This is a genomic window from Streptomyces asoensis, assembly GCF_016860545.1.
Lineage (GTDB): Bacteria > Actinomycetota > Actinomycetes > Streptomycetales > Streptomycetaceae > Streptomyces > Streptomyces asoensis.
This window is the reverse complement of record NZ_BNEB01000001.1, coordinates 119503-132238: the sequence shown is the minus strand read 5'-3', so window position 1 is coordinate 132238 and position 12736 is coordinate 119503. Positions and strand designations below refer to the sequence as shown.

The window sequence follows — 12736 nt, the reverse complement described above, 5'->3', positions numbered from 1 at the left end:
CACACAGATTGCTGTTTCCGGCTCGACAGTAGTCCACCGCTTTACTGACTGGCCAGTAACCGGTATCCGGGCCGCCACTGTTCACGTATGCCGCACACGCCTACCCTTGATCGACATGGCATCCACACCGCCCGCAAACCGACGGACACGTATCCATGTGGTCAGTGACGTGCACGGCAACGCGCGCGACCTGGCCAGGGCCGGAGAGGGCGCGGACGCGCTGATCTGCCTGGGCGACCTGGTCCTGTTCCTGGACTACGCCGACCACTCCCGCGGCATCTTCCCCGACCTCTTCGGCGTGGAGAACGCCGACCGCCTCGTCGAACTGCGCACCGCCCGCCGCTTCGAGGAGGCCCGCGAGCTGGGCGCCCGGCTGTGGAGCGGCATCGGCGGCGACCGCGCCGCGCTGATCGAGCAGGCGGTCCGCAGACAGTACGCCGAACTGTTCCCGGCGTTCCCCACCCCGACGTACGCGACCTACGGCAACGTCGACATGCCGCAGCTGTGGGCCGAGTTCGCCGGGCCCGGCACCACGGTGCTGGACGGGCAGCGGGTGGAGATCGGCGGCCGGGTCTTCGGCTTCGTGGGCGGCGGACTGCGCACCCCCATGCGCACGCCGTACGAGATCGGCGACGAGGAGTACGCGGCGAAGATCGAGGCCGTGGGCGAGGTGGACGTGCTGTGCACCCACATCCCGCCCGAGGTGCCCGAGCTGGTCTACGACACCGTGGCCCGCCGCTTCGAGCGGGGCAGCCGGGCGCTGCTGGACGCCATCCGCCGCACCCGGCCCCGCTACTCGCTGTTCGGGCACGTCCACCAGCCGCTCGCGCCCCGGATGCGCATCGGCGCGACCGAATGCGTCAACGTGGGGCACTTCGCGGGCAGCGGGAAGCCGTGGGCGCTGGAATGGTGACCCGGCGCGGTCCGGCCGGTGCGGCGACTCCGGGTGAAGGCGGCAGGTCGGGCGCGCGGTAGCCTTCACGCTGCACACACGTGCGCGGCGGCTGGCGCACGGTGTCCTCTTCTTCTCTACCTTGACCGGCCCGCATCCGGAGGAGCCACGGCGATGGCGGAACACACCAGCTCGAGCATCACGATCGAGGCGGCACCGGCCGAGGTCATGGCGGTGATCGCCGACTTCGCCCGCTACCCGGACTGGACCGGAGAGGTGAAGCAGGCCGAGGTCCTCGAGACGGACGGACAGGGCCGCGCCGAGCAGGTCCGCCTGGTCATGGACGCCGGCGCCATCAAGGACGACCAGGTCCTCGGCTACACCTGGACCGGCGCCAACGAGGTGTCCTGGACGCTGGTGAAGTCCCAGATGCTGCGCCAGCTCGACGGCTCCTACCTCCTCAAGGACGCCGGCGCGGGCGCGACCGAGGTCACCTACCAGCTGACCGTGGACGTCAAGATCCCCATGCTGGGCATGATCAAGCGCAAGGCCGAGAAGGTCATCATCGACCGTGCCCTCGCCGGTCTGAAGAAGCGCGTGGAAGCGGGCGGGACCGGCACCCAGGCCCCCGGGAAGTAGCCCGGCCGTCCGCAAGGCGCCCGGACGCTGCGGCCGGTCACCCGGAAGCCGGAGGTCGGGGGCCCGCCCCGGGCTCCGTTACGGTTCAGCCTCATGCGCACCATCCTGATCACCGGACCCGGCGGCAGCGGACGCACGACCGTCGCGGCCGCCACCGCACAGCGCGCGGCGGCGGACGGCGTCCGCACCCTCGTCCTCAGCGCCGACCGCACCGACACCCTCGGCGCGGCGCTCGGTGCGCGGACCGGGGCGCGCCCCGTCACCGTCGGCCCGTGCCTCACCGCCTGGCGCCCCGACGCCGCCGCCGGCTTCCGCGACGACCTCGCCGGGTTCCAGGACCGCGCCTCCACCGTCCTCGACCTGCTCGGCGCCTCCCGGCTCGACCCGGAGGAGGTCACCCCCCTGCCCGGCGCCGAGGAACTGACTCTGCTGCGCGCCCTGCGGGACGCCGCCCTCGCCGAGGGCGCCGCCTCGCACGAACTGCTCGTCGTCGATCTGCCGCCCGTCCCGCAGGCCCTCGCCCTGCTGGCCCTCCCGGAGGAGCTCCGCCGCTATCTGCGCCGGCTCCTCCCGCCGGAGCGGCAGGCCGCCCGCGCCCTGCGCCCCATGCTCGGCCGGCTCGCCGGGGTCCCGATGCCCGCCGAGTGGCTGTACGAGACGACCGCCCGCTGGGACATGGAACTGGCCGCCGTCTCGGCCGTCCTCGCCGACCCCGGCACCTGTGTGCGCCTGGTCGCCGAGCCCGGTCCGGCCGGCGCCGACGCCGTCCGGGACGCCCGCCTCGGCCTCGCCCTGCGCGCCCTGCCCGTCGAGTCGCTCGTCGCCAACCGGGTGCTGCCCGAGCCGGCCGACGACGGCCCCCTCGGCCGGCTCGTCACCCAGCAGCGCAAGGTCCTGGGGGAGTGGGGCGAGGCGGCCCGCCCCGTCCCGCACCTCGGACACGACCCCCGGGGCGCCGACGACCTCGCCGGGCTCGCCGTGCCCGCCGTCAACCCGGAGCCCACCCCGGTCGAGTGGCCCGTCGAGGACCGCCTCGCGGCCGACGGCGTGCTCGTCTGGCACCTCCCGCTGCCCGGCGCCATACGCGACGAGCTCGACCTCGTCCGGCGCGGCGACGAACTCGTCGTCACGGCGGGACCGTTCCGCCGCATCGTCGCGCTGCCCTCCGTCCTGCGCCGCTGCACCGTCGACGGCGCCGCCCTGCGCGACGGGGAGCTGTGCGTGCGGTTCGCGCCGGATCCCGCGCTCTGGCCGCAGACGCACTGAACGACGTTCCGCCGTTCGGGTAACGTCGTAGGGACGAGCCGTCATCAGGTCTCGTCGACCGGAGTCACCAGGAGTCCGCCATGAGCGAAGAGCGCCCCACGCCCGACGCCGCCGGGGAGCCCGCCCAGGCCGCGGGTTCCGGCGAGCGGCCCCGCGCCACCGACGCCGACGCCTGGGCCACCGCCGCAGCCGAGGACCTGGCGGCGGAGAAGGCCCGCCGCCGGGCCCAGGACGACCGGCCCCCGGGCTCGGCCGCCGAGGAGCTGCGCAGGCTCGTCGACGCCGTCGGCGACAAGCTGTCCTCGATCCAGTCCCCGCTGCTCGGGGCGGTCGCCGGACCCGCCGCGCAGCAGGTGGTCCGGCAGGTCGTGCAGCAGGCCAAGGCCGCCGTGGAGCCCGTCATCGAGCGCAACCCGGATGTCTTCGACCACCTCGCCGCGGCCGGCAGCGAGCTCCTCGCCGCCTACCGCTCCGCCGTCCAGACCCAGGAACGACGCTGGACGACCGGTACGGACGACCCGGGGACCGCGCCGGGCGACCAGGGCCGCGGCGGCGACGACACCGGTCCCGGCCAGCGCATCGACTTGGACTGAAGCCCTTCGGGGGCAGGGCCTCGGGTACGGTTGGCCGTAGCGGGGCTCGACCGGAACTGAGGGATTCATGGGACTCACCATCGGCGTCGACATCGGCGGCACGAAGATCGCGGCCGGTGTGGTCGACGAGGAAGGCAACATCCTCTCGACCCACCAGGTGCCGACCCCGGGCACGCCCGAGGGCATCGTGGACGCCATCGCCGCCGCCGTCGACGGCGCGCGCGTGGGGCACGACATCGTCGGTGTGGGCATCGGCGCCGCCGGCTACGTCAACCGGCAGCGCTCGACGGTCTACTTCGCCCCCAACATCGACTGGCGCCAGGAGCCGCTGAAGGAAGAGGTCCAGGCCCGCGTGGGCCTCCCCGTCGTGGTGGAGAACGACGCCAACGCCGCGGCGTGGGGCGAGTACAAGTTCGGCGCGGGCAAGGGCCACCGCAACGTCATCTGCATCACCCTGGGCACCGGCCTCGGCGGCGGCATCATCATCGGCAACAAGCTGCGCCGCGGCCACTTCGGCGTCGCCGCCGAGTTCGGCCACATCCGCATGGTGCCGGACGGCCTGCTGTGCGGCTGCGGCTCGCAGGGCTGCTGGGAGCAGTACGCCTCCGGCCGCGCCCTGGTGCGCTACGCCAAGCAGCGCGCCAACGCCACCCCGGAGAACGCCGAGATCCTGCTCGGCCTGGGGGACGGCAGCCCCGACGGCATCGAGGGCAAGCACATCTCCATGGCCGCCCGCCAGGGCGACCCGGTCGCCGTCGACTCCTATCGTGAGCTGGCCCGCTGGGCCGGCGCGGGCCTCGCCGACCTCGCCTCCCTCTTCGACCCCTCCGCCTTCATCGTCGGCGGCGGCCTGTCGGACGAGGGCGAGCTGGTCCTCGACCCGATCCGCAAGTCGTACAAGCGCTGGCTGGTCGGCGGGAACTGGCGTCCGGTGGCGGACGTCATCGCGGCCCAGCTGGGCAACAAGGCGGGCCTGGTGGGCGCGGCGGACCTGGCGAGAGAGCCCGACCCGATCATGTAGGAACGCCGGGCACACCGGCCGCACCGGCGGTCGGAGTACCGGACGTCGTGGCAAACACGGGGGCTGTTCGCAGCCCCCGTTCGCCTTTCCGGACGTACGGGACGCAACGGCGTATCTTGATCACCATGCCGACGACCTCGCCCCTCGCCAACTCCCGCACCGAGCCGGATGGTTCGGCCGTCGTCCGGGTCCTCAGCTACAACGTCCGCTCCCTGCGCGACGACACCGACGCCGTCGCCCGGGTCATCACGGCCTGCGCCCCCGACCTGGTCCTCGTCCAGGAGGCCCCGCTCTTCTTCCGCTGGCGCAAACAGCTCGCCCGGCTCGCGGCCGACTCCGGGCTGGTGATCCTCACCGGGGGCGGCACGGCGGCGGGGCCCGCCGTCCTGTGCTCGCTGCGGGCGACCGTCGAACGCACCGAGGACGTGCTGCTGCCCCTCACCCCGGGCCATTTCCGCCGCGGCCTGGCCACCGCCGTGGTCCGCATCGCGGGCGCCCGGCTCGGTGTGGTCGCCTGCCACCTCGGCCTGTCCGCCGCCGAGCGCCAGGAACAGGCGGGCATGCTGCTCGACCGCCTGGCCGGCCTGGGGGTGACGCACGCGGTCGCGGGCGGGGACATCAACGAGGGCCCCGGCGGACGCGCCTTCGGCCGGCTGACCTCCGTCCTCCAGGACTGCCGCGCGACGGCCCCCTGGGGCGCCGAGCACACCTTCCCGGCCAAGGACCCCGACCGCCGTATCGACGCGATCTTCGTGACCAAGGGCGTGGAGGTGCTGGGCTGCGGGGTGCCGACCGGACTGCCCGGCGTCACCGGGAGCGATCTGAGGGCGGCCACGGACCACCTTCCGGTCCTTGCCGCCCTCCGGATCCCTGCCGCGCAGGACGGGCCGTAGCCGCGCCCCGCACCGCGCCCGGCACCCCGAGTCCGAGGCTCCCCGCGCTCGCCGCCCGCCAGGGGTTCCGCCTAGACGACGGCTCCCCGCCCCGGGTCCCCGTCCTCCTCGTCGTCCGTGCGCATCCGCGTCACGAGCGTGGCGAAACCGCCGAGGAAACCGCCGATGCCGACGGTCGAGAGCCACCAGGTCATCTCCCAGCCCAGCAGGACCGCGAGCAGGAGCAGCACCGGGCCGCCGATCACGCCGAGCCAGGCGAACTTGGCCGTGGTGTCGGCGGCGGGCAGCGGCGGCGGCTCGGGCGGGACGAAGTGGCCCTCGTCGTCCCCGTCGAAGTCGTCCTCCGCGGGCTCGGGCGGGGTGTGGTCGCGGGGGCCGACACCGGGCGCGAAGGCGATCGAGCTGCCCAGCGGCCTGGCCGGTTCCTTCTCCTCGTCGGCGCCGGCGGCGGGTTCCCCGGCGGGGTCCTTCACGGGCTCCTCGGCGGCCGCGGCCGCGGGAGCCTCGTCGTTCGGTTCGACCTCGAGGAGCGCCAGGTCCTCCACCGACTTGAAGGGCTTGGCGCCCGGCGGGTCGGCGGGCTCCTCGCCGTACCCCGCGACGATCGCCGCCCACGCGGCGTCCTCGTCGAAGGGCACGCTCTGCTCCTCCGGTTCCCGGCCCTCCCGGCCCTCCCGCTCGTCCCGGTTCTCCCGGTCCTCACGGTCGGAGTCGTGCTCAGCCACCTACGGCCGTCCCTTCCTTGCCGACACTGGGCGCGATCCGGGCGATGAACGCGTAGCTCTCCTCGAAGATCCGGTCCGCATCGTGGTCCAACGTTGCCACGTGGTAGCTCTGTTCCAGCAGGATCTCGCTCACGTCGGTGGACGAGACCCGGCCGAGGATCCGGGCCGTGTCGGCGGGCGGCACGACGTGGTCCTGGGCGCTGTGCAGGAGCAGCAGCGGCTGGGTGACCTGGGGCAGCTCGCCGTCGACCAGCCGCAGGAAGGTCCGCAGGGAGTGCGCCGCGTGCAGCGGCACCCGGTCGTACCCGCTCTCCAGCACGCCCGGCTTCGCGATGTCGCTGGTGATCCCCCTGGTCGTGCGCACGAGATGGCGGGCCACCGGGAGGGCGTACGCGGAGAGGCCGTGCACCTTGTTCGCCGGGTTGACGACGATGACGCCGTCCACCCCCTCACCGTGCTTCGCGGCCAGCCGCAGGGCCAGCGCGCCGCCCATCGACAGCCCGGCCACGAACACCCGCGCGCACCGGTCGCGCAGCGCGCGCAGCTCGCGGTCCACGCCCGCGTACCAGTCGGGCCAGCCGGTCGGCGCCATGTCCTGCCAGCGCGTGCCGTGCCCGGGCAGCAGCGGGAGGGAGACCGTCAGCCCCTGCCCGGCCAGGTAGCCGGCCCAGGGGCGCAGCGACTGCGGGGAACCGGTGAAGCCGTGGCAGAGGAGCACCCCGACCTCGCCGCCCTCGTGGCGGTACGGCTCTGCTCCAGGGAGGACCGGCACCTTCGGTCTCCTGTCTTCGTGTGTTCTTCGTGGAGGGGACGTGTGCTTCACCGTACGCGACCGCACTGACACCGACCAGGGTCGTCGGATCCTTTGCGGCCACTCCGGGTTAAGGTCTGAGCTACACCAACAGGAGGCACTGGCTTGTTGTACGGCGCGATGAAGGTCGCTATCGGGGGACCGCTGAAGGTCACCTTCAGGCCCTGGGTGGAAGGCCTCGAGAACATTCCCGCCGAGGGCCCCGCGATCCTGGCGAGCAACCACCTGTCCTTCTCGGACTCGTTCTTCCTGCCCGCGGTCCTCGACCGCAAGGTCACCTTCATCGCGAAGGCGGAGTACTTCACCACGCCCGGGGTGAAGGGCCGGCTGACAGCGGCCTTCTTCAAGGGCGTCGGCCAGCTCCCGGTGGACCGCTCCGGCGGCCGCGGGGCGGGCGAGGCCGCGGTCCGCAGCGGTATCGAGGTGCTGGAGCGGGGCGAGCTGTTCGGCATCTACCCGGAGGGCACCCGGTCGCCCGACGGCCGGCTCTACCGCGGCAAACCGGGCGGCCTCGCGCGCGTGGCGCTGGCCACCGGCGCACCCGTGATCCCGGTCGCGATGATCGACACGGAGAAGATCCAGCCGCCGGGGAAGGTCCTGCCGAAGGTCATGCGGCCCGGCATCCGCATCGGCAGGCCGCTGGACTTCGGCCGCTACCAGGGCATGGAACACGACCGCTTCGTGCTGCGCGCACTGACCGACGAGGTCATGTACGAGATCATGAAGCTCTCCGGTCAGGAGTACGTCGACATGTACGCGACCGCCGCGAAGCGGCAGATCGCGGAGGCGGCGAAGGCCGACAAGGAGGCGGAGAAGGCCGCGAAGGCGGCGCTCGCGCAGGCCGAGAAGGACCAGGCGAAGAAGGACCAGGAGCAGTAGCCGCCGGATCGGCGGCGCACAGTCGGCAGGCGGGGCCCGGGGGCGGGGGACGGATGGCCAGGCGCGAGCAAGTCATGAGGATGTCGGTCGAGCTGCCGCTGTGGCGCGCGCTCGCCGGGTACCGGGTGCTCACCATGCTGTACGCGGTGGGGTTCTTCGCCACCGCCTACGACGGGTTCGCCCGGCCGTGGGTCGCCGTCGGCTACTACTGCGTGCTGTCCGTCTGGACCCTGGCCACCCTGCCCAAGGTGGCGAACGCGGCGAGCTGCACCAAGCGCTTCCTCGCCGCCGACCTCACGGTCGCGATCGCCGGCATCATGCTCACGACCGTCGCGGACAGCCACGCACGCATCCAGTCGGGCGGTCCGACGCTGCCGTCGATATGGACCGCCGGATCGGTGCTGGCGTTCGCCATCAAGGGCGGCTGGCGGTGGGCGGCGGGCGCCTCCAGCGCCGTGGCGATCGCCAATCTGGTGGAGCGCGGCACCCCGGCCCGCGACACCATCCACAACGTGGTCCTCGTCTGGGTCGCCTCCATCGCCATCGGCTACGTCGTCGAGGTCGCCCGCGCCTCGGAGCGCACCCTCGCCCGGGCGCTGGAGATCGAGGCCGCGACCAGGGAACGGGAGCGGCTCGCCCGGGACATCCACGACGGGGTGCTCCAGGTGCTGGCCATGGTGCAGCGGCGCGGCGCCGTCCTGGGCGGCGAGGCGGAGGAGCTCGGCCGGCTGGCCGGTGAGCAGGAGGTCGCGCTGCGCACCCTGGTCGCCGGCGGTCTGCTGCCCGTCTCCCGGGTGTCGCAGGACGCGGCGGACGGCGCCGTGGTGCGGCTGGTGGAGGAGACGGAGGACCAAGGTGCCCCGGTCGACCTGCGTACACTGCTCGCGCCCTACGCCGCCGCCCGCGTCAACCTCGCCGAGCCCGGCGCCCCGGTGCTGCTGCCCGGGCCCGCCGCCGGGGAACTGGCCGCGGCGGTCGGTGCGGCCCTGGACAACGTGCGCCGGCACGCGGGGGAGGACGCGCGGGCCTGGATCCTCGTCGAGGACGAACCCGGCGCGGTGATCGTCACCGTGCGGGACGACGGGCCGGGCATCCCCGAGGGCCGGCTCGCGCAGGCCGAGGGGGAGGGGCGGCTCGGGGTCGCCCAGTCGATCCGGGGCCGGCTGCGCGACCTCGGCGGCAGCGCCGAGCTGGTCTCCGTCCCGGGGCAGGGCACGGAGGTCGAACTGACGGTGCCCAAGGAGAACGACGTACGGCGGGGGAAGGCGGGAGCGCGATGAGCGGGCAGCAGGATCCGATCAAGGTGATGGTGGTCGACGACCACCCGATGTGGCGCGACGCGGTCGCCCGGGACCTGGCGGAGGCCGGCCTGGACGTGGTCGCCACCGCGGGCGACGGCGAGCAGGCCGTGCGGCGGGCCAGGGCGGCCGCGCCCGACGTGCTGGTGCTGGACCTGAACCTGCCGGCCAAGCCCGGGGTGCAGGTCTGCAAGGAGGTCGTCGCGGCCGATCCCGCGCTGCGCGTCCTGGTGCTGTCGGCCAGCGGTGAGCACGCGGACGTGCTGGAGGCCGTGAAGTCCGGCGCGACCGGCTACCTGCTGAAGTCGGCGTCCACGGAGGAACTGCTGGACGCGGTCCGCCGCACCGCCGTGGGCGACCCCGTGTTCACTCCCGGTCTGGCCGGACTGGTCCTCGGCGAGTACCGCAGGCTGGCGTCCGACCCCGGCCCGGCCACCGGCCGCGGTGACGAACCCGACGCGCCCCGGCTGACCGACCGGGAGACCGAGGTGCTGCGCCTGGTCGCCAAGGGGCTGAGCTACAAGCAGATCGCCGAGCGTCTGGTCATCTCCCACCGCACGGTCCAGAACCACGTCCAGAACACCCTGGGCAAACTCCAGCTGCACAACCGGGTGGAACTGGTCCGGTACGCCATAGAGCGCGGCCTGGACGACGAGTGAGGGTGCGGCCAACTCCTCGTTGATCCAACGGATTTGCCCCCGCCGGGGCATATCTGTGTGACCTGGATCACCATTACCGTGACCTTCGTCGGCCAACCGCGGCGAAGGGACACTTCCATGCGCGTAGGAGTACTGACCGGAGGCGGGGACTGCCCCGGCCTCAACGCCGTCATCCGGGCGATCGTCCGCAAGGGCGTCCAGGAGTACGGCCATGAGTTCGTCGGCTTCCGGGACGGCTGGCGGGGCCCCCTGGAAGGACGCTCGATCCGCCTCGACATCCCCACCGTGCGCGGCATCCTCCCCCGGGGCGGCACCATCCTCGGCTCCTCGCGGACCAACCCCCTCAAGGAGGAGGACGGCATCCGCCGGATCAAGGACACCCTCGCCCGGCAGGGGGTCGACGCCCTCGTCACCATCGGCGGCGAGGACACCCTCGGCGTCGCCGCCCGGCTGTGCGACGAGTACGGGGTGCCGTGCGTCGGCGTGCCCAAGACCATCGACAACGACCTGTCCGCCACCGACTACACCTTCGGCTTCGACACCGCCGTGGGCATCGCGACCGAGGCCATCGACCGGCTGCACACCACCGCCGAGTCCCACATGCGCGTCCTGGTCGTCGAGGTGATGGGCCGCCACGCCGGCTGGATCGCCCTGCACTCGGGCCTGGCCGGCGGCGCCAACGTGATCCTCATCCCCGAGCAGCGCTTCGACATCGAGCAGGTCTGCGCCTGGGTGACCTCCCGCTTCCGGGCGTCGTACGCCCCGATCGTGGTCGTCGCCGAGGGCGCCGTGCCCAAGGACGGTGACGTGGTACTCAAGGACGGGTCGCTGGACTCCTTCGGCCACGTCCGGCTGTCCGGCGTCGGCGAGTGGCTCGCCAAGGAGATCGAGCGGCGGACCGGCAAGGAGGCCCGTACGACGGTCCTCGGCCACGTCCAGCGCGGCGGCACACCGAGCGCCTTCGACCGCTGGCTCGCCACCCGCTTCGGCCTGCACGCCATCGACGCCGTCCACGAGGGCGACCACGGTGTCATGGTCGCCCTGCGCGGCACGGACATCGTCCGCGTACCGATCGCCGAGGCCACCGCGAGACTCAAGACGGTGAACCCCGAGCTGTACACCGAGGTGGGCGTGTTCTTCGGCTGACGGCCGCGCCGTCGTCGTCGCTAAAGGGCCGCCGCGGGCCCGGCGCACACCCGGGCCATCAGCTCGCGGACCACGGACGGCCCGTTCAGCGTCAGCACCGACTCCGGGTGGAACTGGACCCCGGCGATCGCGTTCGCGGGCCCGCCCCCGGCGCGGCCGGGCCCGCGCAGCGCGTGCACCTCGCCGTTCGGCGCCCGGCTCACCTCCACCCCGTGCGCGGCCAGCTCCCGCGCCGCCTCGTCGTCGCACCGCGCCACGAAGCTGTTGTAGAAGCCGACGGTCTCCTCCCGCCCGAACAGGTCCACCACCGTCTGCGCCCCCTGGTACGGAACCTCCTTGCGGACGATGTCCAGCCCCAGCTCCGCCGCGATCAGCTCGTGCCCGAGGCAGACCCCGAGGACACCGCCGCGGTGCTCCCGGACCACCCGCGCGGTCAGCTCCCGCAGCGACCGCATCTTCGGGTCGCCCAGGTCGGACGGGTCGCCGGGGCCCGGACCGAGCACGACAGGACCCTCGTGCGCGAGCACCTCCGCCGCCAGGCCGGGCTCGTCGTAGCGCCGCACGCTCACGTCGAGACCGATCGAGCGCAGCACGTGCGCGAGCATCGCGGTGAAGGTGTCCTCGCCGTCGACGACGAGCGCGTGCCCGGTCAGCTCCCGCGTCGGCTCCTGCATCCGCAGCCAGAACGGCGCCAGCGAGGCCCGCCGTCCGTCCAGCGCCGCCCGCACCCGCGGATCGTCCGCCAGCCGGGGCCGGGCCCCCTGCGCGCGGGGCCCGCCGGGCCGTACCCCGAGCGCCGTCAGCACGCCCGCCGCCTTCGCGTGCGTCTCCGCCACCTCGCCCGCGGGGTCCGAACCCCGGACGAGGGTGGCGCCGACCGGCACCCGCAGCCCTCCGGCCGCGTCGATGTCGGCGGTGCGGATGAGGATCGGGGAGTCGAGGGTCTGCGCGCCGCCCGCGTCCCGGCCCAGCAGGGCCAGCGCCCCGGCGTAGTAACCCCGTCCGCCCGCCTCGTGGCGCTCGATGACCCGGCAGGCGTTCTGCACCGGCGAACCGGTGACGGTCGCCGCGAACATGGTCTCGCGCAACACCTCCCGCACGTCCAGCGAGGATCTCCCGCGCAGCTCGTACTCCGTGTGCGCCAGATGCGCCATCTCCTTCAGCCGCGGTCCGACCACCACCCCGCCCATGTCGCCGACGGTGCACATCATCTTGAGTTCCTCGTCGACGACCATCGACAGCTCCTCGATCTCCTTGCCGTCGGCGAGGAAGTCCAGCAGACGCTCGGGCGTCGGGCCCTCCGCCGGATACCGGTACGTGCCGCTGATCGGGTTCATCACGACCGTGCCGCCGGACATCCGCACATGCACCTCAGGGCTGGCGCCCACCAGCGTGCGGTCCCCGGTGTGCACGACGAACGTCCAGTAGGCGCCCCGCTCGCCCTCCAGCAGCCGCCGGAAGAGGGCCAGCGCGTCGGCCCGGCCGAACCCCGCGATCCGCCCCTCGTACGTGCGCCGGATCACGAAGTTGGCGCCCTCGCCCCGCCCGATCTCGTCCCGCAGCACCCGCCCGACGATCTCCGCGTAGCGCTCGTCGGTCACGTCGAAGCCGCCGTCCTCGACGGCCACGTCATGGGCCGGGAGCTGGGCCAGGGCGTCCGCCAGGGGCAGGACGTGGGTCTCCTCGGGGATCAGCACCGCAAGCGGTGTCCCGTCGTCGGTCACGTCGAAGCCCCGCTCGCGGATCTGCCGGAAGGGCACGAGCGCCAGCCCCTCCTCGGGGAGCTCGGCGAGCCGGTCGTACGTGGCGACCGGGCCGAGCAGCACCTCCACCGTGTCCGCGTCATGGCCGGGGGCGCGCCGGCGGAGCAGGGCGAAGGGGCGGTCGTCGTGGAGCAGCCGTGCCAGGTCCATG

At 73.5% G+C, this 12736-nt stretch carries 13 protein-coding genes; 10 read left to right on the top strand and 3 right to left on the bottom strand.

Going from position 1 to position 12736, the window contains the following annotated elements; all coding sequences use genetic code 11:
• Nucleotides 1-157 precede the first annotated feature (157 nt).
• From Saso_RS00615 to Saso_RS00590, 6 genes are all read left to right on the top strand, one after another.
• Nucleotides 158-913 (top strand): metallophosphoesterase family protein, encoded by a 756-nt coding sequence (locus Saso_RS00615; RefSeq protein ID WP_189918458.1) that lies wholly within the window; start codon nt 158-160, stop codon nt 911-913.
• A gap of 153 nt (nt 914-1066) precedes the next feature.
• The gene (locus Saso_RS00610; RefSeq protein WP_189916896.1) at nt 1067-1531 is read left to right on the top strand and encodes an SRPBCC family protein; all 465 of its coding nucleotides are present in this window, start codon (nt 1067-1069) and stop codon (nt 1529-1531) included.
• Nucleotides 1532-1624: 93 nt separating this feature from the next.
• Nucleotides 1625-2797 carry an ArsA family ATPase gene (locus Saso_RS00605; protein WP_189916894.1) on the top strand — a complete coding sequence of 391 codons (1173 nt, stop codon included), beginning with the start codon at nt 1625-1627 and terminating at the stop codon, nt 2795-2797.
• Nucleotides 2798-2877: 80 nt separating this feature from the next.
• Nucleotides 2878-3390 carry a DUF5304 domain-containing protein gene (locus Saso_RS00600; protein WP_189916892.1) on the top strand — a complete coding sequence of 171 codons (513 nt, stop codon included), beginning with the start codon at nt 2878-2880 and terminating at the stop codon, nt 3388-3390.
• Between the two features lie 67 nt (nt 3391-3457).
• Complete coding sequence (locus tag Saso_RS00595) at nt 3458-4411, top strand: ROK family glucokinase (RefSeq protein WP_189916890.1); 954 nt, start codon at nt 3458-3460, stop codon at nt 4409-4411.
• A gap of 125 nt (nt 4412-4536) precedes the next feature.
• Nucleotides 4537-5304 carry an endonuclease/exonuclease/phosphatase family protein gene (locus Saso_RS00590; RefSeq protein ID WP_189916889.1) on the top strand — a complete coding sequence of 256 codons (768 nt, stop codon included), beginning with the start codon at nt 4537-4539 and terminating at the stop codon, nt 5302-5304.
• A gap of 71 nt (nt 5305-5375) precedes the next feature.
• Here the strand turns inward: Saso_RS00590 and Saso_RS00585 are convergent, their stop codons facing one another.
• The gene (locus tag Saso_RS00585; RefSeq protein ID WP_189916888.1) at nt 5376-6029 is read right to left on the bottom strand and encodes a hypothetical protein; all 654 of its coding nucleotides are present in this window, start codon (nt 6027-6029) and stop codon (nt 5376-5378) included.
• Nucleotides 6022-6801 carry an alpha/beta hydrolase gene (locus Saso_RS00580; protein ID WP_189916887.1) on the bottom strand — a complete coding sequence of 260 codons (780 nt, stop codon included), beginning with the start codon at nt 6799-6801 and terminating at the stop codon, nt 6022-6024. The genes Saso_RS00585 and Saso_RS00580 overlap by 8 nt, the downstream gene beginning before the upstream one ends.
• A 159-nt stretch (nt 6802-6960) precedes the next feature.
• Here Saso_RS00580 and Saso_RS00575 point away from each other — a divergent pair, with 159 nt between their 5' ends.
• The 4 genes from Saso_RS00575 (at nt 6961) to Saso_RS00560 (ending at nt 10822) form a co-directional block, all read left to right on the top strand.
• Complete coding sequence (locus Saso_RS00575; protein ID WP_189916886.1) at nt 6961-7719, top strand: lysophospholipid acyltransferase family protein; 759 nt, start codon at nt 6961-6963, stop codon at nt 7717-7719.
• 53 nt (nt 7720-7772) lie between these two features.
• Nucleotides 7773-8999: a MacS family sensor histidine kinase gene (macS, locus tag Saso_RS00570; RefSeq protein ID WP_189916885.1), complete on the top strand. Its 1227-nt coding sequence runs from the start codon at nt 7773-7775 to the stop codon at nt 8997-8999.
• Nucleotides 8996-9676 (top strand): response regulator, encoded by a 681-nt coding sequence (locus tag Saso_RS00565; RefSeq protein WP_189916884.1) that lies wholly within the window; start codon nt 8996-8998, stop codon nt 9674-9676. The genes macS and Saso_RS00565 overlap by 4 nt, the downstream gene beginning before the upstream one ends.
• A gap of 117 nt (nt 9677-9793) precedes the next feature.
• Nucleotides 9794-10822: a 6-phosphofructokinase gene (locus tag Saso_RS00560; protein ID WP_189916882.1), complete on the top strand. Its 1029-nt coding sequence runs from the start codon at nt 9794-9796 to the stop codon at nt 10820-10822.
• 20 nt (nt 10823-10842) lie between these two features.
• Here Saso_RS00560 and Saso_RS00555 read toward each other — a convergent pair whose 3' ends face one another.
• The gene (locus Saso_RS00555) at nt 10843-12735 is read right to left on the bottom strand and encodes an anthranilate synthase family protein (RefSeq protein WP_189916880.1); all 1893 of its coding nucleotides are present in this window, start codon (nt 12733-12735) and stop codon (nt 10843-10845) included.
• Nucleotide 12736 lies beyond the last annotated feature (1 nt).

What these genes read in the sequence shown, in the direction of transcription:
- Saso_RS00610 (WP_189916896.1), top strand. Translation starts at nt 1,067, where the DNA reads ATGGCGGAACACACCAGCTCGAGCATCACGATCGAGGCGGCACCGGCC.
- Saso_RS00605 (WP_189916894.1), top strand. Translation starts at nt 1,625, where the DNA reads ATGCGCACCATCCTGATCACCGGACCCGGCGGCAGCGGACGCACGACC.
- Saso_RS00600 (WP_189916892.1), top strand. Translation starts at nt 2,878, where the DNA reads ATGAGCGAAGAGCGCCCCACGCCCGACGCCGCCGGGGAGCCCGCCCAG.
- Saso_RS00595 (WP_189916890.1), top strand. Translation starts at nt 3,458, where the DNA reads ATGGGACTCACCATCGGCGTCGACATCGGCGGCACGAAGATCGCGGCC.
- Saso_RS00590 (WP_189916889.1), top strand. Translation starts at nt 4,537, where the DNA reads ATGCCGACGACCTCGCCCCTCGCCAACTCCCGCACCGAGCCGGATGGT.
- Saso_RS00575 (WP_189916886.1), top strand. Translation starts at nt 6,961, where the DNA reads ATGAAGGTCGCTATCGGGGGACCGCTGAAGGTCACCTTCAGGCCCTGG.
- macS (WP_189916885.1), top strand. Translation starts at nt 7,773, where the DNA reads ATGGCCAGGCGCGAGCAAGTCATGAGGATGTCGGTCGAGCTGCCGCTG.
- Saso_RS00565 (WP_189916884.1), top strand. Translation starts at nt 8,996, where the DNA reads ATGAGCGGGCAGCAGGATCCGATCAAGGTGATGGTGGTCGACGACCAC.
- Saso_RS00560 (WP_189916882.1), top strand. Translation starts at nt 9,794, where the DNA reads ATGCGCGTAGGAGTACTGACCGGAGGCGGGGACTGCCCCGGCCTCAAC.
- Saso_RS00555 (WP_189916880.1), bottom strand. Translation starts at nt 12,735, where the DNA reads ATGGACCTGGCACGGCTGCTCCACGACGACCGCCCCTTCGCCCTGCTC.